This window comes from Kitasatospora cystarginea (assembly GCF_039533515.1).
Taxonomy (GTDB): domain Bacteria; phylum Actinomycetota; class Actinomycetes; order Streptomycetales; family Streptomycetaceae; genus Kitasatospora; species Kitasatospora cystarginea.
In genome coordinates, this window is sequence record NZ_BAAATR010000112.1 from 1 (window position 1) to 4,658 (window position 4,658).

General features: G+C 73.5%; 6 protein-coding genes and 2 pseudogenes. 4 read left to right on the forward strand and 4 right to left on the reverse strand.

Annotated features, from left to right (window positions below; all coding sequences use genetic code 11):
• The 3 genes and pseudogenes from ABD369_RS40010 to ABD369_RS40020 form a co-directional block, all read left to right on the forward strand.
• Positions 1-264, forward strand: a pseudogene (locus ABD369_RS40010) (UDP-N-acetylglucosamine--N-acetylglucosamine transferase); the annotation flags it as partial.
• Entirely contained in the window at positions 261-1,022 is a 762-nt protein-coding gene (locus ABD369_RS40015) for a polysaccharide deacetylase family protein (protein WP_344641565.1), read from the forward strand. The pseudogene ABD369_RS40010 and the gene ABD369_RS40015, both read left to right, overlap by 4 nt.
• Positions 1,023-1,142: 120 nt before the next feature.
• Complete coding sequence (locus tag ABD369_RS40020) at positions 1,143-1,574, forward strand: GNAT family N-acetyltransferase (protein WP_344641566.1); 432 nt, start codon at positions 1,143-1,145, stop codon at positions 1,572-1,574.
• Positions 1,575-1,841: 267 nt separating this feature from the next.
• On the opposite strand, the gene ABD369_RS40025 is transcribed toward ABD369_RS40020, so the two are convergent.
• On the reverse strand, positions 1,842-1,970 hold the full coding sequence (locus tag ABD369_RS40025; RefSeq protein WP_344641567.1) for a hypothetical protein: 129 nt from the start codon (positions 1,968-1,970) through the stop codon (positions 1,842-1,844).
• An 82-nt stretch (positions 1,971-2,052) separates the two neighbouring features.
• Here ABD369_RS40025 and ABD369_RS40030 point away from each other — a divergent pair, with 82 nt between their 5' ends.
• Positions 2,053-2,454 carry a hypothetical protein gene (locus ABD369_RS40030; protein ID WP_344641568.1) on the forward strand — a complete coding sequence of 134 codons (402 nt, stop codon included), beginning with the start codon at positions 2,053-2,055 and terminating at the stop codon, positions 2,452-2,454.
• 25 nt (positions 2,455-2,479) lie between these two features.
• Here ABD369_RS40030 and ABD369_RS40035 read toward each other — a convergent pair whose 3' ends face one another.
• The 3 genes and pseudogenes from ABD369_RS40035 to ABD369_RS40045 all read right to left on the reverse strand — a co-directional run.
• Positions 2,480-3,127: a LuxR C-terminal-related transcriptional regulator gene (locus ABD369_RS40035; RefSeq protein ID WP_344641569.1), complete on the reverse strand. Its 648-nt coding sequence runs from the start codon at positions 3,125-3,127 to the stop codon at positions 2,480-2,482.
• Positions 3,115-4,359: a sensor histidine kinase gene (locus tag ABD369_RS40040; RefSeq protein WP_344641570.1), complete on the reverse strand. Its 1,245-nt coding sequence runs from the start codon at positions 4,357-4,359 to the stop codon at positions 3,115-3,117. Before ABD369_RS40040 ends, ABD369_RS40035 begins: the two co-directional genes overlap by 13 nt.
• 131 nt (positions 4,360-4,490) lie before the next feature.
• Positions 4,491-4,658, reverse strand: a pseudogene (locus ABD369_RS40045) (IS5/IS1182 family transposase); the annotation flags it as partial.

A 4,658-nucleotide genomic window follows, 5' to 3' on the forward strand; every position in this document is an offset into this window, starting at 1 on the left:
TACCGCTGCCTGCCCGGCCACGGCGTCACCAACGCCGCGGCCCTCGACGACGCCGGGCTCGCCCCGTGGATCCGCACGCCCGGACAACTCGCCCCGCAGCTGCGCGAGGCACTCCGCGCCACCCCGGCCCGCCCGGCGGAGGCCGCCGTCCCCGCGGACCACGTGATAGCCGCCCTGGCGGGCGCGACCGCCGCCGCACCCGGCACCCGTACCGCCATCCCGCCGGCACTCCGCCGCGGCAACACCCGGGAGCTGGCCTCGTGAGCAGCCTGATCAGTCCCGTGACCAGGGCCCTGACCATCTCCGGCGCACTGGCGGCGGGCTCACTCGCGGTCGCCCACGCCGCACCCGCGCTCAGCGCCCTCAACGCCGTGCGGCCGTGGCTCACCCCCGAGTTGTGCGGGTACGGCGACCCCGACCACATCGCCCTGACCTTCGACGACGGCCCCGATCCGGCCTCCACCCCGTTCTTCCTGCGGGAGTTGGACCGGGCGGGCGTCCGGGCCACCTTCTTCCTGCTCGGCCGGATGCTGGTCCGCGACCCCGGCCTGGGACGTGAACTGGTCGCCGCCGGCCACGAGATCGCCGTCCACGGCTACGAGCACCGCTGCCTGCTCCTGCGCACTCCGGGCGCGGTCCGCGACGACATCGCCCGGGCCCTCGACACCATCTCCGATCTGACTGGTACCCAACCGACCTGGTACCGACCGCCGTACGGAGTCCTCACGGCCGGCACCCTCGCCGCTGCCCGGGAGTTGGAGCTGACCCCCGTCCTGTGGAGCACCTGGGGCCGCGACTGGACCGCCGCCGCCACCCCCGACTCGGTCCACCGCACGGTCACCCGCAGGCTCGCGGGCGGCGGCACCGTCCTGCTCCACGACACCGACTGCACCGCCGCCCCGGGCTCCTGGCGTTCCGCCTTCGGCGCCCTCCCCCGCCTGATCGACACCTGCCGGGCCCGCGGCCTGAGGCTGGGCCCGCTGCGCGAGCACCGGACCTCGCCCGTGGGCCTCGCCCGGTGACGGGCCGCCGACGACCGGCGGGGCGTTGCCCGCGCCCGGCACCACCGCACCGCCGTTGCCGGACCCGGTGTGCCGATTTTCCGAGTGCGGGGCGGGCCTCTGGTGCTGCCGTCCGAAGGCGTGATCACTTGCAGGGACGACGGATACCGGATCGACACCGATCCCGACCGCCTCGACACGGTCCTGATCCACCACTGGCTGTCCACCGACGCGTTCTGGGCGCTCGGCCGCTCCCGCGAAACGGTGGAGCAGGCCATCCGGGCGTCGGTCAACTTCGGTGTGTACGCGGCGGACGGGTCGCAGACCGGCTACGCCCGGGTGGTCACCGACCTGGCCACCTTCGCCTGGCTGTGCGACGTCTACATCGACCGCGACCACCGCGGCCTGGGCCTGGGCACCTGGCTGGCGGCAGCCGTCCGCGACCACCTCGCCCCCTACACGCTCAAGCGGGTCATGCTCTCGACCCTCGACGCCCACGGGGTCTACGCCAAGGTCGACTTCGTGCCGTTCCCCGATCCCCAGAAGCTGATGATCATGAGCTTCGCGCCCTGACAGCCCGGACCCGCGCCACGGCGGCGGGCGCGGGCCCGGGGCGGGCGCGGGCCCGGGGCGGGCGCGGGCCCGGGTGCTCAGGGAGACGGCTCGTCCAGGACGGCACAGAGCCGGTCCAGGACCTTCGGCCAGCCGGCGCCCGTGTCCTGGAAGGCGGTCCGGCCCAGCGGGGAGTCGAGCGTCAGTCGGCACGGCCGCCACGATGCGTCGGAAATCTCCGACGCGTCGCCGTTCTCCGACGCGTCGCGGTGGCGGGCGGCCCCGCGGTCAGCGGTACTCGCGCAGGCGGGGGCGGACGGCGAGGACGGTCAATGCGAGCGCGACGGCGAGCACGGCCTCGCCGCCGGCGGCGAGGCCGGAGCCGAGGTCGCGGTCGGTCGCGGTGACGGCTGTCACGATGTCAGCAGGTCGGCCTAGAGACACGGCGCAGGTGGAGGCGGCCGGCGCCGATCGCCCGTGCCCGGCACAACTTGGGCCGTTGAACGCTTCGCAGCGCCCAGGAGCCGCCGACGCGATGGTTCCGGCCTCATCGGTCTCGGCCTGGGTCTGCCTCTACGAGCGGCCGTCGTCCCCGGCCCCGGGGAGAGCGGACGCCCTGGTACTCACCCGCTCTGGCCGCCTGTCGAGCGCGCAGGTGAGTGCCCTGGTCGCCTCGCTCGACGCCGCGCCGAAGGGCGCGATGCGGTGTGTCAGCAACGCGCACACGGTCACGGACGTGCGGTTCGCCTACCCGAGCGGGCCCGACGTCGAAGTCCGCATCGGAGTGGACAACTGCCGCAACGCCTCCAACGGCAGCCGGGACGCCAACGCCACCGCGGTCAGCGTCCCCGTGCCCCCGGACGCGGCGCAGCGTGGGCCGGCGCCGAGCCCGTCGCCGTGATGACGGCAGGCGTGCCCCCCGGGATTCAGCCCCTGGACGCGCCCAGGAAGCGCAGCACGGCGAGCACCCGGCGGTGGTCCGCATCGACCACCGGCAGGTCGAGTTTGGCGAAGATGTTGTTGATGTGCTTGGCCACCGCGCTCTCACTGACCGTCAGCGCCTCGGCGATGCCGGCGTTGGACCGGCCCTCCGCCATCAGGGCCAGCACCTCCCGCTCGCGCGGGGTCAGGGCGGCCAGGGGGTCGCCGCGGCGGAGCAGAAGTTGGGCGACGACCTGGGGGTCCAGCGCCGTTCCCCCCTCGGCCACCCGCCGTACCGCTGCTGCGAAGTCCTGGACATCGGCCACGCGTTGCTTGAGCAGGTAGCCCACTCCGCTCGTGTTGGTCGCCAACAGGTCAGCGGCGTACCGCTCCTCCACGTACTGCGAGAGCAGGACCACCGCCGTGCGCGGCCAGCCGCGGCGGATCACCGCGGCCGCCCGCACGCCCTCGTCGGTGAAGGTGGGCGGCATCCGGACGTCCACCAGAGCGAGTTCGGGCTGGTGCTCCTCGACGGCGGCCAACAGCGCTTCCGCATCGCCGACTTCCGCGACGACCTGGAAGCCGCCCATCTCCAGCACCTTGACCAGGCCGACCCGCAACAGCACCGAGTCCTCGGCGATCACCGCGCGCACGGCAGCTCCACCGTCACGGTCGTCGGTCCCCCGACGGGGCTGCTGAGCCGGAAGATGCCGTCGACGGAGCCCACCCGCTTGGCCAGCCCGCTCAACCCCGTACCACCGGAGGGGTCGGCGCCGCCCAGCCCGTCGTCGGTGACGTTCACCCGCAGGACCGTCCCGACCCGTCGGACCGTCACCTCGACCCGCGAGGCGCCGGCGTGCTTGGTCACGTTCGCCAGCGCCTCGGAGATCACGAAGTACGCAACCGACTCCACGGCGGGCGCCGCCCGTTCCGGCAGCTCGACCCGCAGGCGCACCGGCAGCGGAACTCGGGCGGCCAGTCCGGACAACGCCGCGTCCAGGCCCCGGTCTTCGAGCACCGCCGGATGCAACCCACGTACCAGATCGCCGAGTTCGGCGATCGCCGCCTTCGCCTCCAGGTGCGCTTCTGCCAGCACCTCACGGGCCTCGCCCGGCAGGTCGGGGCGGGTGGCCATGGCCAGTCCCAGGTTGACCGCCAGCGAGACCAGCCGCTGCTGGGTGCCGTCGTGCAGGTCGCGCTCGATCCGGCGGCGCTCGGCATCGACCGCCTCGATCAGGTCGGTGCGGCTGCCCGCCAGGTACGCGACCCGCTCCTGGAGCCGATCGGCCCGGCTGGGTCCGAGCAGCGCCGCGGCGGAGCGCGACTCCGCCCGGGCCACCACCCCGGCGAGCCAGGGCAGGAGGGACAGCAGAAAGAGGCCGAGCACGGTGTAGCACGGCATCAGCGTCGCCCAGCCGAACCAGTCGCGCCGCACCCCGACCGGCAGCGCCCACGCCCAGCCGTACCCGGTGGCGCCCGCCAGACCCACCACCGCCGTCACCAGCACCAATAGCTCCGACAAGGCCACCAGCGGGCCCAGCAGCAGGTGGTACCCGACCTGGCGCCAGGCGCGCGGCGAGGAGAGCCACCGCAGGGCCGTGGTCGGCGACCACCGCTGCGGCACGGGCGCCGAGCGACGGATGTCCACCCCGAGCAGCGCGCGGTGCCGGTACCGCTGAACCGCCGTCAGCACCGGGACGCCGCTCAGGACCAGGGCGACAGACACCGGGAGCGCGAGCGCCCAGTTCCCCGTCCTGGCAGTGGTCGTCGCGTCCCAGGACCACACGGGCACCAGCGCCAGGTGCACCGGGACACCCGTGGCCAGGAAGCCGGTGTCTCGCCGCGCCCGCCGTGCCAGGCGCCCCAACCGGGGTGGAATCGTCATGGCTCGACGTTAGAGCACCTCAACACGGGCCTGCCATGGATCTTGTATCCGCATCCATGGTGAACCCAGTACCACCACACCGGGGCCGGGTCTCAGAGGGCGTTTAGTGTGGGCGAATTGCCCTTTATGCCCTAGTAGGTTCCTCGCCAGGTTGGTGTGCTTTCGTCCGTTATTCGCTTGGTGAGGTTGTCGATCGAGGCACCGTGGATCATGGCCTCGGAGCTGGCCGGGAGGGTCTCGTAGTCGCGGACGAGGCGCCGCCGCAGCATGATCCACCCGAGACTCCGTTCGACCACCCA

Bases quoted from the DNA above. Each gene is read 5' to 3' on its own strand.
- ABD369_RS40040 (WP_344641570.1), bottom strand. From the start codon at position 4,359: ATGACGATTCCACCCCGGTTGGGGCGCCTGGCACGGCGGGCGCGGCGA.